The sequence below is a fragment of the Protaetiibacter sp. SSC-01 genome, assembly GCF_014483895.1.
GTDB lineage: Bacteria > Actinomycetota > Actinomycetes > Actinomycetales > Microbacteriaceae > Homoserinibacter.
The window spans coordinates 192,541-207,941 of record NZ_CP059987.1 but is presented as its reverse complement, the minus strand read 5'-3'; the positions used below and the strand labels follow the sequence as shown (position 1 = coordinate 207,941).

The 15,401-nt window shown below is 70.7% G+C and carries 15 protein-coding genes; all 15 read right to left on the bottom strand.

Going from position 1 to position 15,401, the window contains the following annotated elements:
• Positions 1-133 precede the first annotated feature (133 nt).
• Entirely contained in the window at positions 134-1,660 is a 1,527-nt protein-coding gene (lysS, locus tag H4J02_RS00980) for a lysine--tRNA ligase (RefSeq protein WP_187675283.1), read from the bottom strand.
• Positions 1,661-1,668: 8 nt separating this feature from the next.
• Positions 1,669-2,508, bottom strand: a complete 840-nt coding sequence (panC, locus tag H4J02_RS00975; RefSeq protein ID WP_187675282.1) for a pantoate--beta-alanine ligase — start codon at positions 2,506-2,508, stop codon at positions 1,669-1,671.
• A gap of 10 nt (positions 2,509-2,518) precedes the next feature.
• Entirely contained in the window at positions 2,519-3,196 is a 678-nt protein-coding gene (locus H4J02_RS00970; RefSeq protein WP_187675281.1) for a DUF2520 domain-containing protein, read from the bottom strand.
• On the bottom strand, positions 3,193-4,755 hold the full coding sequence (locus H4J02_RS00965; protein WP_187675280.1) for a PH domain-containing protein: 1,563 nt from the start codon (positions 4,753-4,755) through the stop codon (positions 3,193-3,195). Before H4J02_RS00965 ends, H4J02_RS00970 begins: the two co-directional genes overlap by 4 nt.
• Positions 4,755-5,267, bottom strand: coding sequence for a PH domain-containing protein (locus tag H4J02_RS00960; RefSeq protein WP_262406162.1), 513 nt, complete (start codon positions 5,265-5,267; stop codon positions 4,755-4,757). The genes H4J02_RS00965 and H4J02_RS00960 overlap by 1 nt, the downstream gene beginning before the upstream one ends.
• A 24-nt stretch (positions 5,268-5,291) precedes the next feature.
• Positions 5,292-6,281 carry a LacI family DNA-binding transcriptional regulator gene (locus H4J02_RS00955; protein ID WP_187675279.1) on the bottom strand — a complete coding sequence of 330 codons (990 nt, stop codon included), beginning with the start codon at positions 6,279-6,281 and terminating at the stop codon, positions 5,292-5,294.
• Positions 6,282-6,303: 22 nt separating this feature from the next.
• Complete coding sequence (locus tag H4J02_RS00950; RefSeq protein ID WP_187675278.1) at positions 6,304-9,315, bottom strand: glycoside hydrolase family 2 TIM barrel-domain containing protein; 3,012 nt, start codon at positions 9,313-9,315, stop codon at positions 6,304-6,306.
• Positions 9,312-10,127: a carbohydrate ABC transporter permease gene (locus tag H4J02_RS00945; RefSeq protein WP_262406161.1), complete on the bottom strand. Its 816-nt coding sequence runs from the start codon at positions 10,125-10,127 to the stop codon at positions 9,312-9,314. The genes H4J02_RS00950 and H4J02_RS00945 overlap by 4 nt, the downstream gene beginning before the upstream one ends.
• A complete protein-coding gene (locus tag H4J02_RS00940; protein WP_187675277.1) occupies positions 10,120-10,986 on the bottom strand; it encodes a carbohydrate ABC transporter permease in 867 nt (288 codons plus the stop codon). Before H4J02_RS00940 ends, H4J02_RS00945 begins: the two co-directional genes overlap by 8 nt.
• 191 nt (positions 10,987-11,177) lie before the next feature.
• Positions 11,178-12,482, bottom strand: coding sequence for an ABC transporter substrate-binding protein (locus tag H4J02_RS00935; protein ID WP_262406160.1), 1,305 nt, complete (start codon positions 12,480-12,482; stop codon positions 11,178-11,180).
• A gap of 182 nt (positions 12,483-12,664) precedes the next feature.
• Positions 12,665-13,156 (bottom strand): DUF3180 family protein, encoded by a 492-nt coding sequence (locus H4J02_RS00930; RefSeq protein ID WP_187675276.1) that lies wholly within the window; start codon positions 13,154-13,156, stop codon positions 12,665-12,667.
• The gene (folK, locus tag H4J02_RS00925; RefSeq protein WP_187675275.1) at positions 13,153-13,641 is read right to left on the bottom strand and encodes a 2-amino-4-hydroxy-6-hydroxymethyldihydropteridine diphosphokinase; all 489 of its coding nucleotides are present in this window, start codon (positions 13,639-13,641) and stop codon (positions 13,153-13,155) included. Before folK ends, H4J02_RS00930 begins: the two co-directional genes overlap by 4 nt.
• Positions 13,638-14,006, bottom strand: a complete 369-nt coding sequence (gene folB / locus H4J02_RS00920) for a dihydroneopterin aldolase (RefSeq protein WP_187675274.1) — start codon at positions 14,004-14,006, stop codon at positions 13,638-13,640. The genes folK and folB overlap by 4 nt, the downstream gene beginning before the upstream one ends.
• Positions 13,993-14,793, bottom strand: a complete 801-nt coding sequence (gene folP / locus H4J02_RS00915; protein WP_187675273.1) for a dihydropteroate synthase — start codon at positions 14,791-14,793, stop codon at positions 13,993-13,995. The genes folB and folP overlap by 14 nt, the downstream gene beginning before the upstream one ends.
• On the bottom strand, positions 14,790-15,395 hold the full coding sequence (folE, locus tag H4J02_RS00910; protein WP_187675272.1) for a GTP cyclohydrolase I FolE: 606 nt from the start codon (positions 15,393-15,395) through the stop codon (positions 14,790-14,792). The genes folP and folE overlap by 4 nt, the downstream gene beginning before the upstream one ends.
• Positions 15,396-15,401: the final 6 nt, after the last annotated feature.

The following is a 15,401-nucleotide window of genomic DNA, read 5'->3' as shown; positions in this document are numbered from 1 at the left end:
GGAGAGCGCGCGGGCGCAGCCGTGCGCGTCGGGCTCCGGGGACGAGCCCATCAGCTCAAGCTAACAATCGCTCGCCTGCACCGCCTCCCCCCGTCCGAGTGGTCGGGGGCGGTCGCGGGCGGTCGCTGCCGGCCTACTTGACGAGCGGGAAGAGGATCGTCTCGCGGATGCCGAGGCCCGTGATCGCCATGAGCAGGCGGTCGATGCCCATGCCCATGCCGCCCATGGGTGGCATCCCGTGCTCCATGGCGCGCAGGAACTCCTCGTCGAGGCGCATGGCCTCGTCGTCGCCGCGCGCCGCGAGCTTCGCCTGCTCGACGAAGCGCTCCCGCTGGATGACGGGATCCACGAGCTCGGAGTAGCCGGTCGCGAGCTCGAAGCCGCGCACGTAGAGGTCCCACTTCTCGACGACGCCGGCGATCGAACGGTGGTCGCGCACGAGCGGCGAGGTGTCGACGGGGAAGTCCATGACGAAGGTGGGGCGCTCGAGCTCGCCCTTCACGAAGTGCTCCCACAGCTCCTCGACGTACTTGCCGTGCGTCGGCAGCTTCACCTCGACGCCCTCGCGCTCGGCGAGCGCGGCGAGCTCCTCGAGGGGCGTCTCCGGCGTGATCGCGACGCCCGCCGCATCCGAGAGCGAGTCGTACATCGAGATGCGCGCCCACTCGCCGCCGAGGTCGAACTCGGTGCCGTCGGCCCACGTCACGACGTGCGAGCCCGACACCGCGAGCGCGGCGTTCTGGATGAGCTCCTGCGTGAGGTCGGCGATCGTGTTGTAGTCGCCGTACGCCTGGTACGCCTCGAGCATCGCGAACTCAGGGCTGTGGGTCGAGTCGGCGCCCTCGTTGCGGAAGTTGCGGTTGATCTCGAAGACGCGGTCGATGCCGCCGACCGCCGCGCGCTTGAGGAAGAGCTCGGGCGCTATGCGCAGGAAGAGCTCGGTGTCGAAGGCGTTCGAGTGCGTGACGAACGGGCGAGCCGCAGCGCCGCCGTGCATCGTCTGCAGCATCGGGGTCTCGACCTCGAGGAAGTCGTGCGAGGCGAAGGTCGCGCGCAGCGACGCGACGGCCTTGGCGCGCGCGACGACCGTTTTGCGGGCCTGCTCGCGCACGATGAGGTCGAGGTAGCGCTGGCGCACGCGCGTCTCCTCGGAGAGTTCGCTGTGCAGGTTCGGCAGCGGCAGGATCGCCTTCGCCGCGATGCGCCACTCCTTCACGAGGATGCTGAGCTCGCCCCGGCGCGACGAGATCACCTCGCCGCGCACGAACACGTGGTCGCCGAGGTCGACGAGCTCCTTCCAGCGCTGCAGCGACTCCTCGCCCACCTCGGCGAGCGACACCATCGCCTGGATGCGCGTGCCGTCGCCCGACTGCAGGGCCGCGAAGCACAGCTTGCCCGTGTTGCGCAGGTGCACGACGCGGCCGGCGACGCCGACCTCGACACCCGTGGCGGCATCCGGCTCGAGCCCGCCGAAGCGCTCGCGCACCTCGGGGATCGTCGCCGTGATGGGCAGCGTCACGGGGTAGGCGCCGTCGCCCTCGGCGATGAGGCGCTCGCGCTTCGCGAGCCGCACGGCCTTCTGCTCCGCGATCTCCTCGTGCGTGAGCTCGGCGGCGGGGGTCTCGGATGCGGTCGCTGGCGTCGCAGGCTGCTCGGTCACGGGGGTGCTCAGTTCAGGTAGAGGGCGTCGTTGTCGATGAGGCGCGTGGATCCGACCTGCGCGGCGATGAGCGCGCGGGCGGGGCCCCGGTAGTCGTCGGGCACCGGCTGGAAGGTGCGCGGGTCGACCACCTTAAGGTAGTCGACGGTCACGAGCTCCTCCCCCATGAGCACCGACTGCGCGGCCGCGAGCACGGCGTCGATCCCCCGGTCGCCCGCGGATGCGGCAGCCTCGAGCGCGCGGTGGAGCGCGGGGGCGGCGGCGCGCTCCTCGGGGGAGAGGTAGCGGTTGCGGCTCGAGATGGCGAGGCCGTCGGGTTCGCGCACCGTGTCGACGGGCTCGATGCGCACGAGCATGTCGAGGTCGCGCACCATGCGCTGCACGAGGAAGAGCTGCTGCGCGTCCTTCTGGCCGAAGACGGCGACGTGGGGCCGCACGATGCCGAAGAGCTTCGCGACGACCGTGAGCATCCCGTCGAAGTGGCCGGGACGGCTTCGACCCTCGAGGATCTCGGCGACGCCGCCACCGCGCAGGGTCGTCTGCGGCTTGCCGTCGGGGTACATCTCGGCGGGCGTCGGCGCGAAGACGTAGGCGACGCCGTGGCCCTCGAGCGTCGCGAGGTCGCCCTCGAGGTCGCGTGGGTACTTCTCGAGGTCCTCGGAGGGCCCGAACTGCAGGGGGTTCACGAAGATCGAGACGACGACCGTGTCGGCGAGCTCGGCGGCGCGGTCGACGAGGGCGAGGTGGCCGTCGTGCAGCGCGCCCATCGTGGGCACGAGGGCGACCTGCTTGCCCGCCAGGCGAGCACGGAGCTCGTCGATCTCGGTCACGACCTGGGGCTGGCTCACCCTGTCAAGGCTAGTCCGCGAGCGCGGTCTCCACGGCCGAGCGGATGAGGGGGCCCAGCAGGCGGGTGGGCTGCTCGACGCCCGCCTCCCGCAGCTCGCTCACGAAGCCGGCCACGGCATCCGTCGCGAAGCCGCGCGCGGCGGCGACGACCTCGCCGTACCGGGCGCGCTGCGCCTCGGACACGACGACGGGCTCGGCGCCGAGCTCGACGACGAGCGCCTGGGCGATCGGCAGCACGGGCGTGGGCGCCGTCACGGCGCACCACGTGGCCTGAAGGCGCACGAGGTCGATGCTCGTGCCCGTGAAGACCATGGCGGGGTGGATGGCGAGCGGGATGGCGCCCGCGGCGAGGGCGGGCTGCAGCACCGCCACCCCGTGGCCGGGCGCCGTGTGCACGACGAGCTGACCCGGCTGCCATGCGCCGACCGCCGCGAGCCCCGCGACGAGGTCGGGCAGCTCGGCGTCGGGCACGGCGATGAGCACGAGCTCGCTGCGCTCGACGAGCTCGGGCACCGTGAGCACGGGGACACCCGGCAGGAGCGCCTCGACGCGCTCGCGCCCCTCGTCGGAGACCGTCGCGACCCCGACGATCGCGTGACCCGCACCGCCGAGCGCGGCACCGAGCACAGGACCGACGTGGCCACCGCCGATCACCCCGATGCCGAGGCGGCCCGCCCGCTCGGTCACGCCGACCCCCAGCGGTGGGTGCGGTCGGCCCTGATCGCGGCGACGCTCGCGGTCGCCGTGTCGCGGAAGAGGGCGGATGCGTCGCGCACGTCGAGCGCGCCGAGCGACGGCGTGACGGGCCCCTGCACGGTGTGCAGGCGCACCTTCGCGAGGCGCAGCGCCCGCTCGAGCGGACCCTGGCTCACGGCGACGCTCTGCGTGCGGGCGGTCGGCACGACCGCGAGCGAGCGCCAGAGCGCGCCCCGGCGCAGCACCACGGCATCCGGGTGCAGCAGGAAGCCGTTGCGGCGCCACGAGAACCAGCGCAGCACGGCCCCGCGGCGCGGCGAGGTCGTGAAGCCGTCCTCGGGGCGCGCGGGCAGCAGGCCGCCCTCGACGAGCGCGCGCGTCTCGTCGCTCATGAGGCTCGGCAGCACGAGCTCGAGCACCTTGAACACCTCGGCGCGCGAGCCGACGGGCAGGATCGTCGTCGTCAGCTGCGCGTTGGCACTCGACGAGAGCGAGCGGGAGGCGAGGTTGACGCGCACCGTCCACCAGTCGAAGGGGCGCCACAGCAGATCTTGGCTGATCTCGACGGCGTGGATGCGGCCCGGCGGGATCGTCTCGTTGCTCGTCGAGAGCAGGCCGAACCCGACGCGCACGCCGTCGGGCGTCGCGGCGATCGAGTACCGCAGCGACTTCACGACGCGGTTCACGACATAGGAGCCGAAACCGAAGACCATCGGGATGAGGCCGAAGAACACGAACCCGCCCGCGTCGGTGAGCGACATCGCGAGCACGACACCCACGATCGCGAGCAGGAAGATCCACGTGCCGGCGTTGAGCAGCGTCGAGCCGACGAGGCGCCCCGCGCTCATCGTCACGACCGACTGCGGCGGGGCGAGCGAAGGATCGAGCTCGGGCGCCGAGAACTCGGCGAGCCGCTGGCGCGCGACCTCCGCGAGGCTCACGCGCGCCGCGTCGCCGGGCTCGGATGCGGCATCCGCCTCCGCGCGCGCGACCGCGTCCGCCGCTTCACGCGCCCGCAGACCGGAGGCCCGACGCAGCAGCTCGGCGCGCAGCGCATCCGCGTTGGCACCCGAGAGGTAGGCGAGCTGCATGTTCGACTCAGCGCCCGCGCCGCTGATCTCGAGCTTCGCCGCCCCGAAGATGCGGGCGAAGAGCGAGCGCTGGATGTTGATGCCCTGGATGCGGTCGAGACGCGCCTTGCGGTGCGAGCGGAAGACGACGCCCTGACGGATCTCGACGACCTCGTCGGTCACGCGGAGCGTGTTCATGCGCCACGACACCCAGAACAGCCCGATGATCACGAGCAGCACCACGAAGATGCCGAGCAGCACGAAGATCAGGTAGCGGTTGAGCGCGACCGAGATCGGGTCCTCCTCGCACACCCCCGGCGGGCACTCGAACATCGGGAAGAACCACTCGATGAGACGCTCGCGCAGGTTCGTGATGACGATGCCGAGGATCGCGATGAGCGCGATGCCGCCCTTGAGGAAGGGCGTCGCGGGGTGCAGGTGGTGCCACTCGCCGTCGGCGAGGTCGACCGCGGGCTTCATCACAGGCCGGCCCGGCGGGTCTCGGCGAGCGCAACGAGGCGGTCGCGCAGCTCCTCCGCGTCGTCGATCGCGAGTCCCGGCACGACGACGCCGGTCGCCGCCGCGGCCGTCACGAGCTTGAGCTCGGCGAGGCCGAGGGCGCGCGCGAGCGGGCCGCGCGTGATGTCGACGAGTTGCATCCGTCCGAACGGCACGGCGACGATGCGCTGGAAGGCGAGGCCGCGGCGGAACACGAGGTCGTCTTCGCGCAGCTGGTAGCGGATGGCGCGCACGCGTCGCGGGGTGAGCGCGATGAGCACGAGCGCGACGACGCCGACGGCGATCGTGATCACCCAGCCCCACACGCCCCAGTGCAGCAGCCAGAGGGTCGCCGACGCGGCGGCGGTCATGAGCGCGCCCGCGATGAGGTTGCCGACGAGGTCCACGACGACGTACTTCGGCGAGACACCGCGCCAGTCCCCCGCGACGGGGTCGAGGCGAGCGGATGCGGTGGTCGGGGCGTCGTCGGTCACGGCCACCACGCTACCCGGCGCGGGTCAGCGGCGCGGGGGCGCGACCGAGTCCCGCACGACGAGGCGCGTGGGCAGCAGGAGCTCCTGCGGGGGCGCGCCCGCGAGCATCTCCTGCGCGACGCGCATCATCTCCTGACCGAGCAGGTCCCAGTCCTGCGCGATCGTCGTGAGGGGCGGGCTGAAGTCGACCGCCTCCTCGATGTCGTCGAAGCCGATGACCGAGACGTCCTCCGGGATGCGCAGGCCCGCCTCGCGGATGGCGCGGTACGCCCCGAGGGCGCTCTGGTCGTTCGCGCAGAATACGGCGGTCGGCCGCTCCCACTCGGGCGCGTCGAGCAGGCGCTTCATCGCGAGGTAGCCGGAGTGCGCCGTCCAGTCGGCCTCGACGGGCGGTGGAATGCGCCGCCCCTCGGCCGCGAGCACCTCACGCCACACCTCCTCGCGGCGACGGGCGAAGAACGAGTCGAGCGCGCCCGTGATGTGGTGCACCGTCTCGTGGCCGAGCCCGAGCACGTAGCGCAGCGCCTCCGACTCGCCGACCTCGATATCGGCCGTGATGGCCGACACCTCGGGCGACAGCTGCGGGCCGAGCACGATGACCGGCACGCCCCTCGGAACCTGCAGCCGGCTGTCGAGCTCGGCCGCCGAGGTCACGATGACGACCATGACGTCGACGGCCATCTCCTCGAGGCGCGTGAACGCGCCGCTCGCGCTGAACCGCGTCGCCGCGTCGATCGGCATGAGGGTCGTCGCGTAGCCGGCGTGGGCGGCGTGCTCCGAGACCGACTCGACCGTGCGCCGGGTGCCGACCGCGTGCAGCCCCTGGTAGACGATGCCGATCGTCTTGAACGAGCCGCGACGCATCGCGCGCGCCGCGAGGTTGGGGCGATAGCCGAGCTCGCGCATGACGTCGAGCACGCGCTCGCGCGTCGCGTCGTTGACGTTGGGTTCGCCGTTGGCGACCCGCGACACCGTCTGCAGGGAGAGTCCGGACACCTCGGCGACGTCCCGCATGGAAGGACGCCGCGTCTCCATCTCAGACCCCCGTGAATCCGAACCGGAAGCGGAGCGTGCCCGCCACGGGCAGCCGATACTGAGGAAGTGTACGGGCACCCCACGAGTCGTCACCGGCGACACCCCGGCGCATGAGCGCGGGTCGCAGCACCGTGCGGTTGCTCGGCGGCAGCTCGGTCGGATGCGCGGCGGCCTCGATCTGGTCGGGCGTCCACGGCAACGCCGAGAACTCCATCCCGTCCTGAGCGTCGAAGCGCAGCCCCGCGCCGCGGTCGTCGGTCACCTCGGCCCAGCGCACGCCCGTGCGGCTGCCTGCCTCCTGCGGGCGCAGGTAGGGCGTGAGGGCCGTGCGCACATCCGTCTCGTAGACGCCGAGGCGGGCGCCGCCGCGACGGTCGACGTACGACTCCTCGGGGCCCTCGCCGTACCAGCGCCACGTGTCGAGGCGGTCGGCCGTCGTGAGCATCGTGCCGAACTCGGGCAGCGCCGGGAGGCCCTCCGCGAGCTCCATCGTCTGCGTCACCTCGACGCGTCCCGTGCCGTCGACGCGGTACGCGACCTCGCACACCGTCGCGGGCTGGATCGGCAGGCCGTAGCGGTACACCGCCGTGACGCTGCCGTCGTCCTCGACCGTCACGACGGGGTCGAGCGACTCCGGCGGGGTGAACGCGTAGCGGCTCGCGAGCAGCCACGCCCCGTCCTCGGCGGGGCCACCCCATCCGCGCTCGTTCGACGTCGGCGCGTGCCAGAAGTTCGGCCGCACGACGCCGCGCAGCAGCTCGCGGCCGCCCTCCGCCCCCTCGCCGAAGCGGTACGACGTGAGGCCGCCGTGCAGGCGCGAGAACAGCACGTGGAAGCGGCTGCCGTGCACACCCGTGTTGTGGATGCCGCGCACGACGCGCGGCGGCTCCACCCCGACCTGCGCGAGCGGAACCCACGCGCCGAAGACGCCCTGACCCCACGCGACCTCGTGGCCGGCATCCGCCCACGTCGTCGCCTCGCGCAGACGGAACGACACGACGACGTCGTACTCGCCCGCCGCATCCGGCACCGTGACGGGCAGCGGATGCGTCGCGCTCTCGCCCGGCGCGACATCCGTCTCGACCGTGGCCGACTCGAGCAGCTCACCCTCGCGCGAGAGCGTCACGACGCACTCGAAGGCCGACGAGCTCGTCGCCAGGTAGCGGTTGACGACCGTGAAGGAGCCGCGCTCGACGGCGACCTTGAGGCCCTCGTAGACCTTCGCGACCTCCTGCGCCTTGGGCGACGGGGAGTGGTCGGCGAAGAAGATGCCGTTGCCGCAGAAGTCGCCGTCGTGGGGCGACTCCCCGTTGTCGCCGCCGTAGCCGAAGTAGGCGCGGCCGTCGGGGTCGGTCATCGCGATCGCCTGGTCGGAGAAGTCCCAGATGAAGCCGCCCTGGAAGCGCGGCTCGCGGTAGGCGAGCTCGAGGTACTCGTCGACGGCGCCGAACGAGTTGCCCATGGCGTGCGCGTACTCGCACAGGATGAACGGCTTGCCGGGGTTCTGCTCGAGGTACTCGGGGATCTGCGCGGCGGGCGTGTACATCTTGCTCAGCACGTCGCTCATGTCGGGGTGCCGCGCATCCCAGTCGGTGCCCTCGTAGTGCACCGGACGGTCGTCGTTCGCCCGGAACCAGTCGGCGACGGCGAGGATGTCGGTGCCGCCGTACGACTCGTTGCCGCACGACCACATGACGACGCTCGCGTGGTTCTTGTCACGCTCGACCATGTTGGCGGCGCGCTCGAGGAGCGCTGGAAGCCACTCGGGCCGGTCGCCCGGGAAGGCCTCCTCGTCGGGGCGGCCGAGGTAGCGCAGGCGGTCCCACATGCCGTGCGTCTCGAGGTTCATCTCGTCGATCACGAGGAAGCCGTGGCGGTCGGCGAGCTCGTAGAAGAACGAGTTGTTGGGGTAGTGGCTCGTGCGGATCGCGTTGACGTTGATGCGCTTGAGCGCCCGCATGTCGGCCTCGGTCTGCTCGCGCGACATGACGCGGCCCTCGAGTCCGAACTCGTGGCGGTTGACGCCGTGGAACACGACGCGCTCGCCGTTGAGGCGCAGGATGCCGTCCTCGATGCCGAAGCGGCGGATGCCCACCTGCTGCGGCACGACCTCGGTGAGCGCGCCATCCGCATCCCGCACCTCGAGCACGAGCTCGTAGAGCGCGGGCGACTCGGGGCTCCACAGCCGCGGGTCGTCGACGCGCACGACGTAGACGCCCTCGCCGGCCGGCTCGAGGTCCCCTGCGCCCTCGAGACGGCCGGTGACGGTGCCCTCTCCCCGCAGCGCGACCTCGACGCGCACCTCGGCGCTCGAGAAGTCGTCGGCGAGGGCCGTGCGCACACGCAGGTCCTCGATGTGGGCGCGCGGGCGACGTGCGAGCACGACGTCGCGGAAGATGCCCGAGAACCGGAACATGTCCTGATCCTCGAGCCACGATCCGCTCGAGAACTTGAACACCTGCACCGCGAGGCGGTTGACGCCCGGCACGAGCACCTCGGTGAGGTCGAACTCGTTGGGCGTGAAGCTGTCGGTGCCGTAGCCGACGTAGCGGCCGTTGCACCACACCGCGATGGCGCTCTCCGCGCCCGCGAACACGACCGACACCGTCTCGCCGTCGTCGAGCGGACGGTCGAGCTCGAAGTCGCGCACGTAGCTCGCGACGGGGTTGAAGAGCGTCGGCACCTGACCGGGCTCCACCTGCTCCCAGCCGTCCCACGGGTACTGCACGTTGACGTACTGCGGGCGGTCGTAGCCCTGCAGCTGGATGTGCGCGGGCACCGGGATGTCGTCCCAACCCGACGCGTCGAAGTCCGCCGCCTCGAAGCCCTCGACCGCGAGGTCGGGGTTCGGGGCGTAGTGGAACTTCCACGTGCCGCTGAGCAGCTGCTCGTACCCGCTCCGACCGGATGCGGCTTCCGCGGAGTCGCGGAACCACCGGTGATCGGAGTGGGCGGCCACTCGGTTCTCGGAGACGACCCGGGGGTCGGCGAGACGGGTGAGGTCGAATGTCACTTGATGGCTCCCACGATGCCGTTGGCGAATGCGCGCTGCAGCACGAGGAAGACGACCATCGCCGGAAGCGAGGCGATCAGCACCGCGAGCATGAGCACGCCGTAATCGGTGACGTACCCCGCGCTGAGATTGGAGATGAGCATGGGCATCGTCTGAACCTCGTTCTTGATGAGGATCACGCGAGGCCACAGGAAGTTGTTCCACGCCGTCATGAAGGTGATGACGCCGGCGGCCGCGAAGGTCGCCTTCATCGTCGGCACGTAGATGCGCGCGAAGATCGACAGCTCGTTGAGGCCGTCCATCCGCGCCGCCTCGAGGATCTCGCTCGGGAACGCGCGCGACGACTGCCGGAAAAGCAGGATGAGCAGCGGCGTCGAGATCGCGGGGATCACGACCGCCCAGAGCGAGTTGACCATCCCGAGCTTCGCGAAGACCTGGAAGAGCGGGATCATCGTCGCCGCGAACGGGATCATCATCGCGAGAAGGAGCACGCCCATGACGCGGTCCTTGCCCTTCGAGTGGTAGACCTCGAAACCGTAGCCCGCGACCGAGCAGATGATGAGCGCGAGCACCGTCGTGCCCACCGCGATGAAGAAGGAGCTGAACAGCGCGGCCCCGACATCCTGGGCCTTGAAGAGCTTGACGGCGTTCTCGAAGAGCGCGCCGCCCGGGATGAGCCGCGAGCCGAGCACATCCTGGCTCGTGTTCGTCGAGCCGACGACCATGAAGTAGAGCGGGAAGAGGGAGAACAGGGTCCAGATCCCGAGGAACGCGTAGCCGGGCACCGCCCGGAGGGTGGACTTCTTAATCACGCTTGTCACCGACCCGCAGCTGGATGAAGGCCAGGACGGCCACGAGGATGAGGATCACGTACGACAGCGCGGCGCCGTAGCCGAAGTTCGGGTTGCGCTGGAACGAGACCTCGTAGAGGTAGTGCGACATCGACATCGACGCGTAGGCCGGACCGCCCTTGGTCAGGTTCCACGACTCGTCGAAGAGCTGGAGCGTGCCGTTGGTCGACAGGATCGCCGTCAACAGGATGATCGGCTTCAGCTGCGGCACCGTCACGCGCCAGAAGGTCTGGAACGAGTTGGCGCCGTCGATGCGGGCGGCCTCGATCGTCGAGCGGTCGACGTTCTGCAGGCCCGCGAGGAAGAAGATCATGTTGTAGCCCGTCCACCGCCACAGGAGGCCGAGGATGAGCACGAATCGCGCGGTCTCGGGCTCGCCGAGCCAGTTGACCGGCGGCACGCTGAACAGCGCGAGGAAGTCGTTCATGAAGCCGTCGTTCGCGAAGATCGTGCGGAACACGAGCGAGTACGACACGAGCGACACCGCCGCGGGCAGGAAGATCGCGGTGCGCCAGAAGGCCTTCGCCTTGAGGTTCGGGTTGTTGAGCAGGTTCGCCAGGATCATGGCCAGGATGAGCATGATCGGCACCTGGATGATCAGGTAGATGAAGGTGTTGACGAGCGTCTGCTTGAAGATCTCGTCACCGAACAGTCGCTGGTAGTTGTACCAGAGCGGGTCGGCGAAGCTCAGGTTCGCGCCGCGTCCGGTCTGGAGCGACAGGATGAACGCCTGGATCATCGGCACGAAGTTCACGAGCACGATGAGGATGGCGGCGGGCGCCAGGAAAGCCCACCCGGTCAGGTTGAGCCGGCGGTCCATCCCGAACCTCCGGTCGTCGCGTCGCGGGTTCCTCCCCCGCGCGCGGGACGCCCCCTTGGGCGTCGCGGTCAGCGCACTCACTTCGGCACCTCAGTCCTCGTCGTCTGTGTGGTCGTGGTCGTGTTCGTCGTCGATGGGGGCGTGGTGGTGCCGGTGGGCGGGGTCTCCCCCGCCCACCGGCATCAGCCGGGTCAGCCCATCGCGAACTCGACCGTGGCCTGCGCTTCCTCGAGCGAGGTCTTCACGTCGGCACCGCCGATGATCTTCGTGATCGCGGCGCTCACCGAGTCGCGGCCCTCGTAGTAGTAGACGCCCGTGTTGTTGCTCGGCACCTCGGCACCGAACGCGACGACGTCGGCGAAGATCGCCTGGCCTCCGAAGAAGTCGACCGGCTGGCCGTAGACGTCGCTGTCACCCGCGGGGATCCAGTTCGCGACCGCGCCGGCCTTCGGCAGGATCGTGTCGTAGAGCTCGGTCGAGCCGCCGAAGGTCTTCGCGAGGAAGTCCGTCGCGAGGTCGACGTTCGCGTTCGAGGTCACGACCCACGACGAACCGCCGTTGGCCGAGTAGTTCGTCGCGCCGGAGACGCCGTCGAGCTTGGGGAGGTTGGTGACGCCCCAGTTGCCCGCCTGGTCCTCGGCGGTCTGGATCGAGCCGACGATCCACACGCCGTTGATCGTGCCGGCGACCGAGCCGTTCACGAACGTGCTGATGTACTCGTCCCACGAGTTGACCTCGACGAAGACGCCCGACTTCACGAGGTTCGCGTAGACCTCGATGGCCTCCTCGAGCACCGCGTTGTCGGCGATCGTGGGGTTGCCCTCCTTGTCGAACAGGCTCGCGCCCGCCGACTGGAGCATCATCATGATCATGTCGGACGAGCCGGCCTGACCCGAGAGCAGCGGCTTGCCGGTCTTGGCGAGCACATCCTCGGCCTTGGTCTGGAACTCGCTCCACGTGATGTCGGTGAAGTCCTCGATCGTGTAGCCGGCCTCGGCGAGCACGTCGGTGCGGTACGCGCCGATCGCCGTGCCCGCGTCGAACGGCACGCCGTAGTTGGCGCCGTCGAGCGTCGAGTAGTCGGCCACCGCCTGCGGGAACTCCGAGAAGTCGATGCCCGAGTCGGTGATGTCGGTGAAGACGTCCGGGTAGTTGATGAGGTTCTTCTGGAACGCGTTGTTCTGCATGAGCAGGATGTCGGGGAGCTCGTCGAACTCCTGCGACTGCGCGAGCGTCGTGAGCTTGGTCTGCAGGTCGTCCCAGGGGGTCTCGACGATCTCGAGCTTGAAGTCCGGGTTGTCCTGCTGGTAGACCTTCTCGGCCTCCTGCATGGCGTAGATGTTGAACGCCGGGTCCCAGGTCCAGACGGTGAGGGTGTTCTCGTCACCGCTTCCGCCGCCGCCGTTTCCGCCGTCGCTGCTGCAGCCGCTCAGGACGAGCGCGATGGGCATGGCCATCGCGGCCGCCGTGACGGCGATCTTCGTGGTTCGCTTCAAGACAGGATCCTTCCTTGGTTCCGTTCTCTTGAGGAATGCCCGGGACGCTGCAGTGCGCCCTCGCTGTGTGCTCGTCCTTGAGCATCGCCTCTGGGTATGTGTTGCGATGGTGACGTTAACATGTGAACGTCACCATTTGCAACGAGAGTTTCGTAACCCCCGGTCAGGCAGCGATTCCGGCGTCAGGGATGCGAGGCGACGGGAGGCTGATCCTCGTCGTCGGGAGGCAGCACGCACCAGCCCTCGGCGAGCAGACCGGCCACGAGGAGCAGCACCGAGCCGACGAGCATCGCGACCCCCGCCCACACCGACGAGGCCGCGCTCACGGGACGGATGAGGAGCTCGCCCACGAGCCCCGCGGCCGCTCCCCCGAGCAGCGAGCCGGTCACCGCCGACGCCTTCGCGATGAGCACGACGCGCGTCGCGTAGAAGGGGTCCACGCGCGGGCGGGGAGGCGCATCCGCCGCCCGATCGCGGGCTGCTCGCGTCGCCCGGCGCACGGGCAGCGCGATCACGACCACGACGACCGCGATGAGCACGAGCGTCACGGCGAGCGTCACCTGCGGCACGATCTTCGACAGCCCCACGGCGCCGAGGCCCAGCTGCAGCGCGATCGCCACGACACCCGCACCGAGCGCGAGCAGCGCGAGCAGACCGGGGCGGGTGCGCGTCACGCGGCTCCCCCGTCGAGCTCGGCCAGCAGCTTCTCGACCGGGCCGTGGCCAGGCAGCTCGGCGAGCGGGTCGGCGACGAGCCACGGGCGCAGCACGAAGTCGCGCTCGTGGGCGCGCGGATGCGGGAGCGTCAGCTCGGGATCGTCCTGCACGAGGTCGCCGAAGGCGATGAGGTCGAGGTCGAGCGTGCGGTCGCCCCAGCGCTCCGTGCGCGTGCGCCCGTGCGCGTCCTCGAGCCGCCGCAGCACCTCGTGCAGCTCACCCGGTTCGAGGGTCGTCGTGAGCACGGCGACCGTGTTGAGATACGCGGGCGCCTCGCGGTCGATCCCGTACGGACGCACGGCCGGGGTCTCGATCGCGGGCGCGATGGCCACGAGCTCGACGCCGTCCGTCGCCGCGAGCTCGTCGGCGGCGGCCTGGATGATGGCCGCGCGGTCGCCGAGGTTCGAGCCGAACGCGACGACCGCGGTGACGCCGGCGCTCACGCGCGGCTCCTGCGCACCGTGACCGCGACATCCGCGAACGGCACCTCGATGGGCGCGGACGGCTTGTGCACCGTGACGTCGACCGACTCGACGCTCGGGTACTCGAGCACGAGGTTCGCGATGCGCTCCGCGACCGTCTCGATGAGATCGACGGGCTCCGACTCGACGGCCGCGACGACGCGGTTCGCGAGCACGCCGTAGTCGACCGTCGCCGCGAGGTCGTCGCCCGCGGCGGCCGGCCCGAGCGGCAGGTGCAGCACGACGTCGACGACGAAGAGCTGCCCCTCGACGCGCTCGTGCGGCAGCACGCCGTGGTAGCCCATCGCGCGCAGCCCCGTCAGGGCGATCGAGTCAGTCGCTGTCACCGGCGCCTCCCGTCTTCCAGTGGTCCCACACGTCGAGGGCGAGCCGCGTCGCCGCGACGTCGTGCACGCGCACACCCCACGCGCCCGCGGATGCGGCGAGGGCGCTGATCGTCGCCGTCGGCGCGTCGCGCTTGCCGAGCGGCGCGTTCGGCGGCAGCAGGCGCCCGAGGAACCTCTTGCGCGAGGCGCCGATGAGCACGGGCGCGAGTTGGGTGAGCTGGTCGAGGCCGCGCAGCAGCTCCCAGTTGTGCTGCGCCGTCTTCGCGAAGCCGAGGCCCGGGTCGATGATGAGCTGCTCGGGCTTCACACCGAACACGATGAGCTCGGCCAGGCGCGCCTTGAGCTCGGAGCGCACCTCCGAGACGACGTCGATGTACTCGGGGGCGACATCCACGCCGCCGCGCCAGTGCATGACGACGAACCGCACGCCCGTCTCCGCCGCGACGGGGCCCATGTGCGGGTCGTAGAGACCGCCCGAGACGTCGTTGATCATCGTCGCGCCCGCCTCGACGGCCGCGCGCGCCGTGGCGGCGTTGCGCGTGTCGATCGACACCGGGATGTCCGCGTCGGCGAGCGCGCGCACGACCGGCAGCACGCGGTCCTGCTCCTCGCGCGGGTCGACCGCCACCGAGCCCGGACGGGTCGACTCGCCGCCCACGTCGATCCAGTCGGCGCCCGCGTCGCGCATGCGCTGCGCATGTGCGACCGCGTCGTCGAGCCGCTCCCAGCGCCCGCCGTCGCTGAACGAGTCGGGCGTCACATTGAGCACGCCGAGGATCGCCGTCACGGGAGCTCCGCCTCCGGGATCGCCGAGCCGGCCCCCGCGCCGATGAGGGCGAGCACGCCCGCGCGCTCCGCCGCATCCGCGAGGTCGCCGCGACTCGCGACGGTGACCGTCGTCGAGTGCGCCTGGCGGGTGCCGCGCGCCGTCACGCAACCGTGCCGCGCGTCGAGCACGACGAGCACGCCGCGCGGGGCGAGACCCCGCTCGATCGCGTCGGCGATCTGGTCGCCCAGGCGCTCCTGCAGCTGCGGGCGCGAGCTCAGCGTCTCGACGACGCGCGCGAGCTTGCCGAGACCCACGATGCGCTCACCCGGCGCGTAGGCGACGTGCACGACGCCCGTGAACGGCAGCAGGTGATGCTCGCACGTGGAGCGGAACGCGATGTCGCGCACGATCACGAGCTCACCCGACGAGTCCTCGCCCGCGAACTCCGCCGACTCGGCGAGGTGCTCGAGGGGATCCTCGTCGAGGCCCGCGAACAGCTCGGCGTACGACGCCGCGATGCGCGCAGGCGTCTGGGCGAGGCCGGGTCGGTCCGGGTCCTCGCCGATCGCGCGCAGCAGTTCGACGACGGCCGCCTCGATGCGCTCCGAGTCGATGGGCACGTTCGG